Here is a 17201-nt window from a genome sequence, read left to right as displayed (position 1 = left end):
GGAATTGGGATCCCCTAGCCGCCGATGGGCATGGAATCGGCGACGCTCACTATCAGTGTCATTCGAACCCGCACGGGCAGGGATTCAGATGACACTGACACCGGGAATCCACAGGAAGAACGCCTCTTTCCCGCCAGGACTCAAGGTAAGAGCCCAGTGCGGTAGTGTCGCCCGCCAGGATCGGTAAGGGGCACGGGGCGACCCGTGTCCCTACAGCGACCGCTAAAGTACGAACTGATTCATATCAAACTCGATGTCGTCAATCTGCAACACCACTCGCTCGTTAGCAGATACCTGCAATCCCACTCGGAGCTTTGGGTTTCGATCTCTGAGACCAACCAACACATCCTGGCCTGCTTCGCCTCCGATATCGGCGGCCAGCCAATCAGAATATTTCTGGACTACCTTCCGGGAGACTTCGCCAATGGACCCATATTGGTAATCTGTCGGAAAGATAATTAATGGATTGATCAGTTGACTCTCCTGTCCGAGAGCGGGACTAAGATCAAAGCAGTGCTTCGCATCAATCCGGACTGCCAATCCTTCAAAATCACTGGAACCCACCAGCTTTCCGAGCATAGCCGCCAACGCATCTTGGAGATCTCCTGATCCCGACACATGAATCGGAGTATCGTAGACGTTTGACACCTCGGCATCGATTGGCCAATCAACGGGACCACACTCATAAACTAGCTGGGTATTGGTTCTCAAGTTCGTCAAGCCGAGATCTTCGGGAATACTATGGTTTCGCTTCAAAAACAACCGAGGGCGAAGCCTCCTAACAGCTCCGTTTTTGCCAAGAAGTCTGGCCGGATAACCCTCCTTCTGATCAGGGAGCATCTCCACAGAGAACTGAGGTGGCATAGTGGTTTCCTTGTTGAAAATTACTTTCTTGATCACAGGGTTGGAGATGTTCTCGACCGGCTGACCGGCATTTCGCAGCCGTAGTTCGAAACGGTCTACCAGCTCTGCGGGTTGTCGATCAAGCAGCTCAATCCGATCACTGGCGAACCATGATCTGAGAAAGTCAGTGATCTTCGTTGCCGCTTTGCACCAGTGATCCTGTGAATCACGGTCGATTGCGATTTCGCTGTAACTCTTTGCCAATGCCTCCCCGACAATAAGAGCTTGGATGAGGTTTTCATACGGGTCGTCCGGCTGATGCAAAGCAGACTTGTCACTGATCCACTCGCGAGGTGAGTTTCTGTAGTGGACATCAAGGAATACCGTGTCATTACCAAAATTGTCAGCCGGATCAGCGGCAAAGGAATCGTCAGCCGGATCAGCGGCAAAGGATATCTTCCATCCCCACCGCTGGCATTTGTCAAACTCAGCAGGCTTGAGGGAAGGGAAAACTTCTTTCATCGTCGCCACTTCTTTTAGCACGGGTTCTTTAGGATACCTCCTCAAAATGGCTGGCACCGAAGAGGCAGGCGTCCATTCGAGCGTCCTGATGCCCGAACGTCCGTTCGCGGGTACAAGTTCGAGCCAACGCCCCTGCCGGAACTCTCCATCGTCCACGGATTGATTCTCTAGTAACTGCAGGTGGGAAATCACTCCTACCACTTTTGTGAGTTCCCAGTTGACCCATTTATCCTCTTGACCAACAGGCAGGTCATACGAAAACGTCATTCTGCTCGTTGTTCCCGAACTCCAATCGTCCTGAACACTGAAGACGAAATCCGAAAGACGAGGAGCCGTAGCCGCCGTGGAGCGCCCTCTATACTTGATTTCGGAATCCCGAGCCTGTCCGTAGAATCGCGCAATTCCAGACTCATTCTGCGCTTGATTGCCGCCCTTCTTCGAGATGGGAAGGCTCAAGAATGTATCGATGCGATAAAATCCGCGAAGATCATTTTTAAATGCGTCACTGGCCATCCTGTCCAACCCCGGTTTGTTCGGGATGGCGCTCTGCTCGAACATGGAAACAACCAAATTCTCAGCCAAAGCGTTTGCCAGGCCGTCTTTGGCAGCCAATAAATCCGACCACTCGCTCCTCTGTGCCGGATTCGTAATGTTCTGCGGGGTGAGCAGCGACTCGACGAAGCCAAAGAATGCTCGACCACAATGGTCAAAATCGATTCCAGAAAACTGCTTCTTCTCCGTTCTTTTCCACGGAAAACCCTGCCACCCCTCTCCCGTCGTTCCGGTAGCTCCCATACGGAAATCAGGCACAGCCACACCATCCGTTCCTAATCGATTGCTGAGTGGGCGTGCGGTAGCAAAATCCATACTGTTTGCAGCCCCATTACCGATCACCTCCGCACTTGGACAAATGGAATCGGGAACGAACCAGATTTCGTGCTCGTTAAACCGATTTCGAGCCATCGCGGTCTGATGTCCGGCGAGGACGAATTCGCTTGCGATTTTCTCAAACTCGTTCTGTTCTACTGCGAGCTTGCAATTTCCAGCTGCAGGAGCTTTCACAAATGGAATCGCAGCTGTTGACCTTCTTATCTGCGATAGTGTCTTCACTTTCAGATCCTGTTCTTCAAATGGCAGATGGTTGTCCGTGGGAAGATACTTTGTTCTCTCGACCCTCAGAACCGGCGCAAATCGGGAGACGCGCTCTTGACTGTGCGTCAACCTGAATCCAAGACACAGGTTCCCAGGATTATCGTTGCTCAATATTAAGGATAGCCACGAAATCAATTGATTGCGCAAATCTAAGCCGATTGGAGCAAGTTCAAATTCACCCGCCTCTTCGTTTTCAAATACAACATTAACATCATCCCGATTCTTCGAGCCCCGAAGTTGATCGAGGACAAGCTGAAGCTTTCTCGCGTGTGCCACTTCCCTCTCAACGTTCCGCGCCTTGAGGGAAGTGAGGATGCCACTTCCAGCTGCTGAAAATGCTTCGTCGAGCAGGAGCCTGTTTAACCTTGCCGTATCACGATCAGATCTCCGATCTGCCAAATTGACGAGTGCCTGAATCTCTCCCCGGCTTGGCAACTCGGTAAAACGATCTTCGTCATAGATGCACGGGCCATCAACGATCTCGTTGAGCATTGCAACGAATACAAACGAATATTCCTCTTCAGAATCCATTTCAGCCGCACGCAACTGTAAATCACGGGAAATCGACTGAAGTCTGCGGCTAATGTAATCTAGAGCCGGACCGCTAGACGACAATTGAGCAACAAACCTCTTCGGCTCGAGAAGGTCTTCAGGATAGTAACGCGGGGAGCTAGGGGGATGATACGAAACTTGAAGATTCACTACTCCCTGTCTGTCACAATACACTCCAAAATCGACTCCGGGCCATTCGGAAGCGGGGATCAGCGGGTCTACATAGAACAGCTCAAATTCAAGCGGTCGGTTTCTTCCATTTCGATCAGAATTTGACTTGGGTTCGATTCGATTACCATGGAGATCCCTCAAATGGGGGGCAACCTTCAGGATATTCTCATCTGGATCGCTAAATCGGCTAAAGACGTCCTGATGCGCGTATCGAACAACTGTGCGATAGAAGTGGGAGTGCCCAACCACGGCTGCGACCTCAGGGACATTTGATTCTGAGGTAGAGGCATCCAATGATGCCAATGCCACTCCTCCCTCTGGATTCTTGTATACCCCGTTTTCGGAAGTCTCGCTACGAATCGGTTTACCCATTGGGAACAAGGGGGCACTGGTATCTCCTTTGTGGAGGATCTCACGCCATGGCTCCTTGGGCGGCGATCCTTCGGCTGATCTTTGTGGATTCGGCAGGTAATGAGTGATCACCCCATTTTTGTCGAAAATCTCAAGATCGACGAGATGGACGCTTTCCGCGAATCCCTGCGCTTCTATTACAGGAGTTGCTTTTTCTGGATCAGGGTCTTGATCTGGCCAGAACATTTCGCGCTTTAGACCAATCGCGACGCAGCCCGGTGGCGCATATGGCTGAACTTCCGCGTGGTGTACGCCGTTGAACTTAATCTTGTCGACGCACACAGGCTTTTGCGAACCTGCAAATTGATCGTCATGAACAATGGAATTGCAGAATGGAAAGAGGTCTCCGAGCCCCTCTCCCTGACCGTAGTCAACTGTGATTGCGATGATCAGGTTCACCTGAGCGGCATCTCGCGGGGGCACGGGAAAGTCGTCGGAGGCAGCCCGAAAAAAGTAGCCACCTGAATTGGTGATACTGGCCATCTGAATCAGGCGAAGCGTATCGTCGGGTTCTGACGATACGTAAGGGTGCCACAAATCATCTCTCTCTTTCAACGTAAAGTTCCTGATCTGTGGCCTCGCCAATCCGGTGAGATTTCGGCGAGCAATCGTCCACTCCTCTATCGGTTGCGGATTGCCGAGGATTTGGCCATCCGCCTGTTGAACCTCAAGCAGCAAATGAAGCTCGTATGGAACCGGAGAACCGTGAAGCCTGCCCCTCTTGACTTTTTTCAGGAATTGATCGAGGAACCAGCGCTCAGCCTGGGGGATGCCTGATAGCTCAAATAAAGGAAGCTGCATGACATCATCCCAAGCCGCTTTGAGAGGACAACGGAGCAGGATGGCAGGGTTCCAAACTTCATTGTCGACGCCAACTAATTCGATTACTTGCGGATCGTCTGTATTTTGGTGAATTGTCTGGAGAGTAACTGACGTTTTGTCTTTGCCGAACCGTTCCGAAACTTCATTGAGTTCACGGAGGGCAGCAGGAACAAGGATCTTAAAAGTACGTCCGTTCAAAGCGAGGTAATCCTCAGGCAGTGCCGGTTTCGGGAAATTGAAGCTGCGCTGATGAGCGATCCACGTTGGAACTGCTGTATCTTTCTTTAGCTTGTAGTAACCCTCTTCATCAAAGGTTTTGGTAACCTCCTTGACTGTTTTCTCAATATCGTTTAGATGGGCACAGAACGCAACTGGATGAGGAACTCCCTTGTGAAAAATCTGAACCGGCTGGTTCAGCTGATCCTTCGTGGCTGCTGCCTGCTGCCCGGTCAACAAGGAGATTGGACGGGACTTTCCAAAAGAGTCCATCCGCCTCGCTCCTCCAGCGACGTGACGATTGAGATCCTTGGCTACTCTGCGGATGGGTGTGTCGTTTGAGGGATTAGTGGGCATGGCTTTTGCTCAGATTAAAGTTGTTATTTTGCGGAGTGATTAAGGTAATCCCATACCTCCCTCCACATCGGAGGAGCGAACGACGACTCAGTTGTCTTAAAGTGTACGCGAAGGGCTCTGTCGACTTCTTCGAGGAAGCTCTCCGTGACAAGACGAAGGAAATCGACAAATGCATTCTTTGCTGGATCACCTCCCTGCCGAATCGAGGCATCGGAAACCCCTCCCTCATGCATGCTCATCATCAATGGATCACGAACTGGCCCTTCCTCAAAATTCCACGAAACTCCCGGCCACACTGGCGTCACCACCATTCCCTGTCCCTTCTTTTCGTCGGGCCAAGTAATGGGATCCGGTTCTACATTGAACGTCGGCTGAAAGTAATCCGCTACCCTTTGATACACGAGATTCCCCGTAGTTGCCCAGAAAGATGCCTCGCGAAGATCGGCCCTACGCTTCCTCACCTTATCGTACCGAACCAAATCATCGTCACTTCGCAAATCAAGTGCCCAAGATATCATGTATCTGGCGAGCTTCGCGAATCCATCCCCCTCCTCGAGCATGAGCTGGCTGACCAAGCACGAATGGTAAGGTTCCTTCCCGGACAAATCCAAATCTTCGGCGCTTGCAACGCACGGGATCATCATGAGATAAATCAAAATCGACTCGGACGTAAATGACGGATTATTCACAAAACCACCCTGTTGGTTCCATGTCCACGCTTCACGACGAGTGGAATCCAGATTAAATGGGTCCGCCTCCAGAAGGTGTCCACGTCGGGCGGGTTCTGCTTCGAGCTTCCCAAAGGGCTCCTCGATCCGCCACGTCTTCTTAAACTCCAGATCATAGATCTTCACCCTAACGCACCCGATTGTCGCCCAGACCTCAATGCGAATGTAAATACCAACCTCCGCAATAAGGATGGTGGGCATGGAGAGGTAAAAGTGCTTTCCAATCTGAGGTCCATCTTTGACCAACCTGCCCAGCACCCTTCGAACCTTAAACCCTACCTCTACATATGCCTTGATTTCAGCCCTCGCCTGAAGAACGAAAAAGTCCAGTTCCGCCCAGATGTGCACCATCAATCCAACTGAACCTTCAACAGCATATAGTGAAAGGTCCTTGGTTCCAGGCTTGAATGCAGCTGCTCCCTGGAGCGATGCATACATGGTCAGCGAAGCCTCCCCTTTTAGAATTCCTAAGTCCAAACTTCGGCCGATTCCTACTCTAAGACCAAGTCCCGCCCTGAGCGCCCGAACTTTGAGGGCTGGATCGTTAGGGTCTGGTGGACCATAGTCCCCATCAATGCTATCCAGTTTTAGCACTTCCGCTGCTGCTGCCGTAGTATAACCAAAGTAAAATCCTCCCGATCCTAAAAAAATCCCAAACTCAAGCTGAAAGCTTCTCCGAAAGTCCCTGTTCCACGGATATCCAAGATCCAGCAACCACCCTCCATCCGTGTATACTTCTGTGCGAATACTGGACAACCGCACGGTAGCTACCCCCATCTGCAACGGCGGAATCAACTCAGCCAGCGATAGTTCGGCGGAAAATACACCGACCTCGTCATTGACGCGCCGGTAAGCAGCCCCAATCTTGAACTCCTTGATGATCTCGAGATCAAGCGCATAGAGACCAGTTTTGTCCGAGAGAGCAAACCATGCCTTAACTGCGTCAAAATCAAATTCTCCTACAACCAACCACCCGTCATCTTTTGCATCCTGATATTTGAAGAGATCGCACGGACTCTTCAGCTCACCGGTACTAGAATCTGATTCCAGTTTAAGTTTTCCCTTCACAGCTTCCACGATCCCTTTGGCTGTATTCTCTGATGGGGGAAGATTGTACCGGTGACCCGCCGCAATGTACTTGATCCAGCCATCTGGATCACTTGGATTCAAGCCCAGTAGCCATGCAACCTTCCTCTCACCACTGGTTGGAACGAAGATCGCTGCACCGATCTTCGCTTTTTTCGGGAATTCTTTTCCGAATGTAACCAACTGCGCATCTTGAAGTGCAATGGCAAAGCCCGCCGTCTTCCCTCCGGACCTGCACGGCTTCAAGGCTGCTTTCTTTGCCTTCAGAGCTACGAATTGCTGTAGGCCTATTTTGAAGTCCTCTCCCGTATAATTAGGAAACTGAATTCCGCAGCAAAAATCCCTGCCACCTTTTTTCCAACCAAGGATGACAGGTAGCTTCAGACCCTCGGGGCTTCCGGAAAGATTTCCAAGGAAACCAAGATCCAGTTCTAAGCGGAAGCCGAAGTGAAAATTGTTCTTCCCCATCCCTCCGATCTTCAGGAAGCCGAGATCGTCCAAGTCGAGTAGTTTATCGACCGCGAAATCAAAGCCTATAGGCTTCAGCGGAAACGCCGCCAAGAAGGAATTCCGAGCGCCTCTCGTGTCAATCTCCGCGCTAGCATTATCGGCCCTGAAACGACAGTCTGTTTTCTTGCTTGTCGGGCTGTCCGGATTATACTCGAACGCGATTCCTGCACGCTTGAGTTCAATGGTCCTCACGTCGATGTAATCAGCGAACTCTTGCTTACTGGTGTCAAATTCGAGTCTTGAGTCACATCCGATAAAAAACTTTATCGGCCCATTCTCCTCGCGAGGGGAAACGCTCAGCTCCCCATTGGTGATTACCAACGACTTGAACCACGAATCTTCGAATTTGATCTCCTTTTCCTGCCCTTTCTTCGTGACAAGCTTGAAGAGATCGGCTCCGTCGCGAGCTTCCCAACTTCCGATCAACTCGACGGCTTTTGTCGCGGCGTCACCGGTGGTTTTATCCCAAAGAAAACGGCTGAAACCGAGGGTCGCGCTTGCAGCAAACCTCTTGATTTCGCTGCCACCAATCAACACTTCGATGTCCTCCACTTTGAAAGTATAGTCGGGTTTGTCCCCAGGTGGATTCTCTGGATCCTCGGGTTCCTCATCGTTAGAGCCTATTTCTGGAGCCTGCTCTTTTGTTCCATCGTATTTGAGCAGGGCAAATGTTGAACCAGGCCGGTTCGGCCCATCCAGCGTTGCGCTCAAATCCTGGTTCTTTACGGCCAAAAAATCGAATCCAAGGTGATGGAATCGAAACTTCTCGATTTTTTTGATACCTGCACCCAGCGCCTTGAATAAATCCGGCATTTTCCCGACGCGGACATCCAACAATACCGCGCCCTGCCAGTCGCGATTATTCCAGACCCGCTCAATCCAGGCTTTGCGTGCCGGATCGCTCGCCCTTGGCGACTCACTGCAAATTCTGGAATTGTTTCCACCTGTCTCTGACTTCAATTCGGCGAGACACTTGATTTCCTTTTGGATCGTCTCGTAGCTGGAACCTCCAACCGGTGCCAAGTGCTCGCGGCATTGCCAACTGTCGATATCCTCAATCAGATCCGCCAATGACCGGCCTCGGGAATATTTGATCAGCAGAATCGGCTCGTGGTCGGAAGGCTCTTTCTCGAGTTGAAATGAAAACTCCCCGATCTTTGTTTCATCCGTTGACGGCCGGAAGACCTTCTTGGCCTTGTCACGCTTTCTAACGACAAAGAACAGGTCCTTCGCTCGAAGCGCGCGTTGTACGTCTTCGTAGATCACGCGATAGGGCTCCTTGTCCTGTTCGGGAACCTCACCGAGATCGAAGAGCCCAATTCGAATGTGGAATTCCTTCCCAAGGTTGGCGGGATCTTGATCCCCTTTTCCAAAGTAGAGAGCGGAAAAATCACCGCGCCCTTTCTGCTGCACTTCGGCGATTAACCCCTGGGGAGTGACGCCAAGCACCTTCTTTTCGCGGACCAACTGCTCCTCCAAGAAACTGCGGTGCCGGATGGGGTCACCGGATCTAACCAGCTCTTTTCGAATCGGCGACAAGTGAGAGTTTTCGTACCTGCTACTTCCTGAGAGCGCTTCCAGCGCCCCGCCTCTGATGCCTGCCCAAGGGAATATTGGAATGTAGGTAGCGTTCTTTGGATTGGCTTCGCCCTTCTGATGCAGCTTACCCAAGGGAACGTGCCCTCTCTGCAATAGATCGCCAAACGAGTCGAACCCATGAGCGGCATCTTTATTTGAGACGAAAAGTGGCGAAGTGGCTGCCTCAGCTGTGAATGCGCCGGGTTCTTCAGCTGGATCAGAAAGGACAGTCATCCAAGAGGTGGTGACCAAGGAATCAGCATCATGTATTCGCCCGTTTCGTTGGCCTGCGTTCAAAAGAGGGTCGACGTTTTGCTGCTCGGGGAGGGGATCCCCTTCGTCCCATAGAACTGCGGCATCGCCAGGCCGAAACATGAGACTATCGCCGATCTTGACCGGAATACTCTCGGTCGGACTACTGCCAACAAGCAACCTAATCGGTTCACCTCTACTCGACTCTCGAAACCCAGAGCTGTCGACGCCCCGAACCGCAAACCGCCCTTCAGGTACAAATCTACCATTGAAGACTGCGCCTGGAATCCAATTCGTGCCCTTCCTTAAAGCGACGGGAAGATCATCCCGAAACCGCAAGAAGGCACGATCGTCGGTGGCTGTCGGACTCACAACCAGATTAGATCCCCTATCCGTCAGCAGGTTCGTAACAATTAGACTGTCCGGCTTGACCTCGATCCTCGTATTCGGAGACGAATTCCAGAATCCTTCATCTCGAGGGTCGATAGCCAGCGTCATTCCTTCGGCGGGCACGGAAGGGGATCTCGCGACGAATGACCCTACAAGTGTTGGCTCGATCGCGAGCTTCTGAAGGGGTGCCTGCCTGACCTTACAGTAGGCAAATTCGACAGGCATTTGATGCACTTCGCTATCTCCGAGCCCGAACTCCAACCCGCCTACAGTAACCTCCTTATGCGGTCCGAAGGAGATCGTAGCCTCGGAAGCCTCGAGAATTTCATTGGAGCGGGCGAACAGAGCCCACTGTCCACCTTGGGAGGGTCCAATTACCAGCATTGGAATTCCCCCATCGTCCTTCCAACCAAGATTCATGTCATCAAGAGTCTGCGGAACCTTACCGCCCCCTTGTTGTCGCAATACCCACTGGCGTACGTTTACTACTTCATCTTTCCCCGAAGGAAAAAGGTAGTCATCATTGTTTTTGGGAGTCGTTGTACGCCAATATGAGAGGCGATCCCAGTATTTACCTTCTGTATTCTTGAGGATGTAGTCCGCAAAACCCTCTCCAGTTTTGATTGTATCGTTGATTGCCGTTGCAAAAAACGCCAGCGCTCGATGCCGGACACCGCCGACGACTGGAGCTTGCACCCATAAGTCGAAAACCTGCTCTGCATCAAGTTCCGCATCCGGTTGTCCACCACCTTGCGCAGTAGCGAAAACAAACACAAACTCTGGACGCTGGATACTAGTGTATCCAAAGTACCCGTTCCTGGTAAAACACCTGTGAAGTTTCATTCTATTCTTTCAATTGAAATTGAATTTGGTCATTCGGCATTGCTAAGACTCGCCTGAGGGCTGTTTTTTCGTAGAAACGATAAACACCGGACTCCGATGAAGTTCTCGTGAGCGCCGCAAATCCTTGGCCCCTGTCTCTTCCGATCTTTCTCCCAAACCAATCCGGATGTCCCTCAATTGCATCCGCCAGTGTCACTCCGAGCGGCATGAATCGCACAGGTTCTTTGTTCACATACAACGGCACCTCTACAGACACCGAGGATTGATTCGCAAATACCAAAGGTCGGTATGGCCAAGTTGGCCATTCGCCCTCGTCCGTTAAGGCCAAAACCGGGGCGTCTCTCGGACCTCGATAACGGTTCTTCGACCCCCAAATGATGAATCGGTGCGCCAAGGTGCTAACAACAGAAGCGCTCTGAAGATGCCTCGCATCGGACGTCTCGGAATTTGGCACACTACTCGATGTATCAGATTTTGTATATTGATATGGCACAAGCAATGTGAGGTGCTGAGCGACGGCGTTACGAGCGTCAGCCAAGGCACCTAGTTGTGCCAAATCGAACTCATTGAATACTGCGACAAAGTGTGCAAGATCATCTTTCTTTTCTCCAAACGGCGCTAACTTCGCCTCCACAGACGGATTCGCAACAGGAATGGGTTTGATTCCCCAACCTTGTGGCGAGCTGTCATCACGCAGCAAATACGCTGGCAGCCCGAGAGTCACTTTGCCCCCACGATTTAGAAGATCCACAACGGTATGACCGGTTACCGTCTGGCGAGTTACCATAGGAACATTATTAGCGTGGTATAGTGCAGTGCCACCCCACTTGATGGTCAAACGCATCCCCGGCTCAAGAGGAATTGCACCCATCGCTGGTCCGTGGTTAGTTTTTCCACCATTGCTAATTGCCCGTTTCTCGTCTGGTGCCCACCAAGTCTGTCCAGCCTGTTTAGGGAAGTGAGAAGCAACTTCGGCCCCGGTCAAGACAGTTATCCACAGTCTCCGAATCTCGTCCTGATATCTGGCTCTTCCGCCTTGAAAACGTTTGTAGGAATTTTGATGCATCCCAGTATGGGCTTGGTTCAGAAGCCAGTCGCTGAAGCGCTCCTGGAGGGTTTGGAACTCGCCCCAATCCAGACTCCCTATTCTCTCCATGGTCTGTTCGTCTAATAAGATTTTCAGATCTTCTTGACCATTTCCCAAACGCTGAAGAACTATCTTCTCTTTGGTTTCCGCCCCTTGAGATCTCTTGCGCCTCAGAGAGAACACCACCTCGTTTGGAATACGATTGTCTGCGGAGAGGAAATCAATTATCGAGAAAGAAACAGGCGCTGCACCGATGCCGCTCGGGGCTGGATAGGAAGGAAAAACATAGGCCATGGCACCGGCATCAGTGCTCTGCGATTGATCCGACCCGTTGTAAACAAGCCAGCCCTCAGGCACAACGTCGTGTCCCGTTCGCAGTGTGGTGCAAGACGGAAGAAGCGCAATCATCGGGATAACCCACAACAAGCCCCTCCTGGCAACGGCAAGGGCTAGCCGGTTAGAAATCCTGCCAAATAGACCACACCCCTCGGATGCTGCACAAAAGAATAGAAGGCCCTGTGACATAAAAACTCAAGTCTCAAAATTATCAGCCTCATTGTTCCAAAAGCCTGAAAAGACGCAAAAAACCATTTAGGTGCCTAAAAGAGTATCGAGTCATAAATTTTCCTTTTTTTGATTTCGGCGTGATCTAAGCCAAAAATAATCTCACACGGCAAGTACGAATTATATCACTGGTCTTTTTTTGCATGCCTTAAGAAAAATCTTCTTTTTTTGCAGGATTTCTAACCTATGACGAAATGACCAAATGGGATAAAGGCAACTGCCTTTTATTCAGCAGTGGTTCGCTATACTAATTTGATCACTCGACAGCCTTGCCGGTTTGAGTTGCGGAGTTGTTATGTTTATAGCGGGAGACTTAATACCAGTGCCCTGGGCTTACACATCCGTAGCACTGACAAGCTGTCGTCCTAATGATTGTCGAAGGGCTTCTGGCCTGCCCCCGAAGTTTGAGCCAGTTTTTATGAGAATCCTAGGTGCGCTGGCAGTTTAGTTTCTTGGTTTGGTTCTCTGTTTGATGTGTTGGCCTTGTCTTCGTTTCGGGGTTCAGCTATGCCTTCTGGCTGACGGAGCGGAGCGCAGGAAGCCTGACGGCATAGCTGCGCGAACTCCGCCGGGGTCTGGTAGCCTAACGAGGAGTGCAACCGCTGATGATTGTATGTCTCTCGCCAAGCTTTGCCCAGCACTTTTGCTTCCAGCAACGAGCCAAAGCTTTCCACGTTGAGCAGCTCATCTCTCATCCGGCTGTTGAAGCTTTCGCTATACGCGTTCTGCCACGGGCTTCCTGGTTTGATGTAGAGCGTCTCAAAGCCTTTCGCTTCGATCCACTCCCTCACCGCCTTAGCCACGAACTCGGGGCCGTTGTCACTGCGGATGTATTTCGGCGCACAACCTCTTGCGGCGACGGCAGCTTCCAGCACTCGCACCACGTCGGCGGCCTCCATTCGGCGCTCCACCTCCAGGGCCACGTTTTCACGCGTAAACTCATCGCAAATGGGTAGCCACTTGAGCCGACGTCCGTCCTCGGTCTGGTCAAAGACGAAGTCATAGCACCATACCTCGTTGATCCGCGTGGCACGCTGGCGCTGGCCGCCTGCCTCTGTGCTGCCCAAGCGGCGCTTCTTATGCTGCTTGCGCGGCACCCGCAGGCCTTCCTGCCTCCACAGCCTCTGCACGCGCTTGAGGTTGGCCTTGCCGCCCTCTCTCCGCAAATGCTTGTGCGCCATGCGGTAGCCTGCTCGCGGATGTTTCGTGGAAAATCGACGCAGTTCTCCTGCCAGGACTGTGTCTTTGCCGCTCTGGCGGCAGACGTAGCGCTGGGTGGATCGCGGCTGCGCAAGGCTCTTGCAGGCCCGGCGCTGGGACACCTGGAACTTGTCTTCCAGATGCACCACGGCCTCTCGTTTGCGCGCCGGACCTACCATTTTCCCTCCGCGATCTCCTTGAGCATGGCGTTATCAAGCGCTTGTTCAGTCACCAGCTTTTTGAGCCTCAGATTTTCCTTTTCCAGCTCCTTGAGCCGCTTGACCGTGCTCTTCTCCGCCCCTCCATGCTGCTCTTTCCAGCGATGGTAAGTCGGCACGCTGACGCCGATCTGGCTGGCGGCTTCCTCTGCGGTTTTGCCTCCGGCAATGAGGCCTGCGGCCTCACGGAGCTTCTTGATGATTTCTTCCGAGGTATGTCTTTTGCGTTTCATGATGTCTGTGGGTGTGCTTACGCACACTTCAGACTCTCATAACTCCTGGGTCAACTTTCGGGGTGCAGGCCATTTCAGGGACACCACCGAATTTCGCCCCAACTCACGATGAAATGGCTAAGACATCCAGTTTTGCGCCACACTGATGGAATCAATGTGGCCTTGTTTCCTGGATTGGCCACCACATGCCAAGTCGGCCGCTTTTCAAATCGCAGCAAATTCAGTTTGATGACATCGCCGCAGCCACAAGGGCATCGCAAAACGGCTTCCCACTCATGGCCTGGCTCTCCCACCACATAGACGAGCCGGTCTTCAATTGTCTTCGGTTCGTCATCCACACGCCGGACCCGAAACAGGTTTGAGTTTTCTGGCTCGGCTTTCGCTGGCCAGAGCCATCTGAAGAGTCGCTGGAGCAGACATTTCATCATTATTCTTCGGTTACGGAGTTGAGAAAAGGGGTCATATCCCCTCGACCGCAATTCTTGGCTAAAGCCGGGCACGGCCCAGTGTCATCCAGCTGGATCCAAAATGAATTCTTCAGATCAAACTGCTGTCGCCGAGCTTCAGCGTTAGGCGTGCTGCGAAAGGGATGAAGACGGGCCAGGAGCTCGTTGATCGCCATCGTGGCGCAGAAGCCGTTCACCGAAACCACAGCTGGACTCTCAACCTTTGCACCCTTGATGTAGCCTTCCTTGAGTTCGCTTTCATACTGTGCAGGCTTCGTGCGGCGCAAAGATTGAACTCTCAACGTCTCTGCCGAATAGCAGCCCCTCGATAAAAGGCTGGAACCACCGGGCAAGAGGTAATTGACGACCCCGCAAACATTCGAGATGCCGCCGTTCCCATCAGCGTCCAGTCTGACGCCAAGATCGAAATACGGGATCGAATAAAAGGTGGCGATGCGATTGAGCCGGTCCCGACCTTCCACCAGGTCCATGCATCCAAACAGTATGTCGCAGTACGCCAACTGCCGTGCTGCGTCCTCAGTGAAAGATGACGTATTCAGGGCAGTGACCATCGTGCCCGTGCCATGAAGCTTAATCACATCGGTCAATGCATCGACCTTGGACCGTTTCCCCAAGGCGTCTGCCTCACGGCTGTTGATGATCCGGTTGAGGTTCTTTCGCTCGATGATGTCCGGGTCCATGAGGACAAGCTCGCCAACCCCCAAACGTGCTAATTGTTCGATGACCCAACTCCCCGTGCCAGAACAGCCCACCACGCCGATTTTAAGCCGCCTGAGAAGCTGGGTTGTTCCCTCACCGAATGTCTGAAGGGTGCGCAGCTGAGCATCATCCACCATAAGATCCTCGCCGACCGTGAAAATTCGGATGTCATCTCCAGCGACGGCAATTTTGGTGATGGGCACGAAGCTACCATCCTGCTCCGCGAATCTGCCAAACATGGTTCCATCGGGCAGCATGACAGCGCTGGCGTGTGGCAGGCCATCCTCTGTCCAGTTGTGGAGCGAAGAGAAGAGCGCCGCGTCTGATCTGTCATCCTGTGCGGAGAACTCGTCATATCCTTCGGGGTGGCTATGAACCTTCAGGACCGCCATGTTCTTTTCGGCAGCCCGCTGGTAAAACGCACGCCCAACTTCAGTTGGCCATGTCACGCTTACAGGCGTTCGTTCCCGGCAAAGGTCATGGGCGACGAGAAGAATCTTGTTGGCGCAAAGAGTGTGGCCTCCAGCGTTTTGCAAGCGTCCACAAAGAACCAGCGCCACAGCTTCTTTGCCATCACCAGGGAACAGATGATTTTTTAACTGTTGGTGCTGTTCACCTGTGAGCCTGAGAGTGTTCCGAGGGATCACGCAATTTTCACCTTTCTAGCTTCCCGATCCAGCCAGGACAGGCTGAGCAGGTAGTGGGTAAAAACGTTGTAAACTCCCAGCTTCCATGGATAGGCGGATGTGTAGTGACGGGACCAACGTTGCCACGCGATGCCTTCGATTTGCATGCTTGCTTCAGTGCATGGGATCGCCCCGCCGTCCAGCCTGCGAACAGCTGGAGAAAAGTAGGCCATGTCCAAAGCTGCTGATGGGTAACCGGAGGGAACCTGGATCGCAACTGAGGTCGGCACCTGCAGTAAGCCCTCAGGAAGGGGAATGTCGCGAATCAAGACCCATTTCCCGTTGGCGTCATTGATGGTTTCCCAAGCCAATTCTGATCCTTCCAACAACTCGACATCCTCCTCCGGCAATGCGAACTGACGGCGGAAATTTGGCCGCCCTTCAGACTGCTCGTTAGGCAATGTGGTGAAGCGTTCGACACCACATGCGGTAAGATCCACGACCTTTTCCAAGCCGACTGGCTCAAACCGCTTTCCAATCTTTTGATTCAGCATCGTGAGATCTGGATTTAAACCGGCGAGCACGAGAATGTCGCGGCCCGTGACTTTGGGAGCATCGACAACAATGCGTTTTTCGTCGACGCGAATGATATAGCGTCTCGCGGGAGGAGGGCACTCCTGGCCGCAATGTTTTTCGATTTCGACGCAGCTCACGAAGACGGGGCCATCGGTGAACAGTACAGTCTCATTTGAACCAATGGCAATATCTGTCGGGGACTCCATATCACGAAGAAGCTCGACCTTTGGCAGCAGGGCAAACAGCCTTCTGAGAGAATCCTCAGTCTGTTTTGCCTGGGTGGTGATCTCAAAAGCATCATCGATAAAAAAGGCCAGTTTAGGCGGATCCTGCGGAGCTTCTGTGCAAGCTGGCGCATCGCAACGCGGCACAATGCGAAACACGTTGCCTTGAGCTAGGTCGACCTCGACGCCGTCCTCCAAGACAACATCAGAAGGAGACTGATAATCCCGCACAATGAGGAAGTCTGAAGCGACACCTGCTTGCTCCTTAATGGTGAGTGCGCTCACAATGCGACGGGGCAAAGGAACAACCCGGTCCTGAACAAGCGCGTTCCAACGCGCCAATGGTTTCTTGAGTGGTGATGTCATATGTATGAATGGGGTGGGGTTTTGATTTGAGTATTTATCCGCGAGGAGGGCATTCATCTGGCCCGTAAGTGTTCCGTTCGCGGATCTGACCATTCCGGCCATGGATCAGCATTTCGCTCCCTTGATTGATCGCGATTTGGCGAGCTGCCTGAATGGCTTGAGCCTGGGTTTCGTGGCGGGAAGTGAGGCGCTCGTTTCCGGCACCCCTGACCGCCCAGCCGTCCTTTGATGGCACTACGTGTTGGTTCTTTGGCATATGATTTTGGGTTACTGTCAGGGCCAGTGTAGGGGAGCAGAGAATTTTATTCAACAAAATTTTAACCCTTAGGGTTAAAATTATGGATGTTGCGAACGACTCATTATTTTTTACTTGTCAGGTTATGAATCTGAAACGTATTCTCAGTAGGCGTCATGCAAATTCAGGTTGGTGACGCTGACTTGGCCCGCTGCTTGGCTTCCAAAGACCTCCTTCTCCACGCCTACGGGGCAGAGAAGGGGGTGGTCTTGA

Annotated in this window: 7 protein-coding genes and 1 pseudogene; all 8 read right to left on the bottom strand. The window is 52.2% G+C overall.

The features are described 5' to 3' along the window. Window positions 1-222: 222 nt before the first annotated feature. Window positions 223-5046, bottom strand: a complete 4824-nt coding sequence (locus HNQ64_RS04865; RefSeq protein ID WP_184205925.1) for a hypothetical protein — start codon at window positions 5044-5046, stop codon at window positions 223-225. Between the two features lie 23 nt (window positions 5047-5069). Beyond that, window positions 5070-10364: a hypothetical protein gene (locus HNQ64_RS04860; RefSeq protein WP_184205923.1), complete on the bottom strand. Its 5295-nt coding sequence runs from the start codon at window positions 10362-10364 to the stop codon at window positions 5070-5072. A 70-nt stretch (window positions 10365-10434) separates the two neighbouring features. Continuing rightward, entirely contained in the window at window positions 10435-11928 is a 1494-nt protein-coding gene (locus HNQ64_RS04855) for a hypothetical protein (protein WP_184205921.1), read from the bottom strand. Between the two features lie 722 nt (window positions 11929-12650). Beyond that, window positions 12651-13735 (bottom strand): annotated as a pseudogene (locus HNQ64_RS04850) (IS3 family transposase); the annotation flags it as partial. A gap of 74 nt (window positions 13736-13809) precedes the next feature. Further along, window positions 13810-14160, bottom strand: a complete 351-nt coding sequence (locus HNQ64_RS24435) for a DUF6527 family protein (protein WP_221305332.1) — start codon at window positions 14158-14160, stop codon at window positions 13810-13812. Window positions 14161-14162: 2 nt separating this feature from the next. Beyond that, window positions 14163-15548 (bottom strand): ThiF family adenylyltransferase, encoded by a 1386-nt coding sequence (locus HNQ64_RS24255; RefSeq protein ID WP_221305331.1) that lies wholly within the window; start codon window positions 15546-15548, stop codon window positions 14163-14165. Next, the gene (locus HNQ64_RS04840) at window positions 15545-16750 is read right to left on the bottom strand and encodes a multiubiquitin domain-containing protein (RefSeq protein WP_184205919.1); all 1206 of its coding nucleotides are present in this window, start codon (window positions 16748-16750) and stop codon (window positions 15545-15547) included. Before HNQ64_RS04840 ends, HNQ64_RS24255 begins: the two co-directional genes overlap by 4 nt. Continuing rightward, window positions 16728-16949, bottom strand: coding sequence for a DUF2188 domain-containing protein (locus HNQ64_RS24250; protein WP_184205917.1), 222 nt, complete (start codon window positions 16947-16949; stop codon window positions 16728-16730). The genes HNQ64_RS04840 and HNQ64_RS24250 overlap by 23 nt, the downstream gene beginning before the upstream one ends. Window positions 16950-17201 lie beyond the last annotated feature (252 nt).

Origin of the sequence: Prosthecobacter dejongeii, assembly GCF_014203045.1 — a bacterium.
Lineage (GTDB): Bacteria > Verrucomicrobiota > Verrucomicrobiia > Verrucomicrobiales > Verrucomicrobiaceae > Prosthecobacter > Prosthecobacter dejongeii.
The sequence above is the reverse complement of the archived record's forward strand: the minus strand, read 5'-3'. Positions and strand labels throughout refer to the sequence as shown.